The sequence below is a fragment of the Bartonella sp. W8151 genome, assembly GCF_016100385.1.
Taxonomy (GTDB): domain Bacteria; phylum Pseudomonadota; class Alphaproteobacteria; order Rhizobiales; family Rhizobiaceae; genus Bartonella; species Bartonella apis.
This window is the reverse complement of the sequence record NZ_JACFSO010000014.1, coordinates 1-270: the sequence shown is the minus strand read 5'-3', so window position 1 is coordinate 270 and position 270 is coordinate 1. Positions and strand designations below refer to the sequence as shown.

General features: G+C 48.1%; 1 protein-coding gene. It reads right to left on the bottom strand.

Annotated elements, in window-relative coordinates:
• Positions 1–270, bottom strand: a 270-nt coding sequence (locus H3V14_RS10755; protein ID WP_198228586.1) for an autotransporter outer membrane beta-barrel domain-containing protein, incomplete at both ends; no start/stop codon positions are given.

The window sequence follows — 270 nt, the reverse complement described above, 5'->3', positions numbered from 1 at the left end:
CACGCTGTTCCAGTGTACCAAGCTTATTCATTTGTTGAAGAATTTGTGGGTAAACTTCATATAAAGCTACACCTGGCTGATAAACGGGACTTGAAGGGTCCGTTGGGATAACAGGCGTTGAAGGTATTTCCGGATCTGTCGGATCCTCCGGGATTACCGGAGGAACATGGGTTGTATCAAGCGTACGTAAGTACCAACTGCCGTCACTTCCGTCCCCTTGATGGAGCGAATAAGCATAAGCCCCTCCAACAACAGCATTTTGCCCCTCAT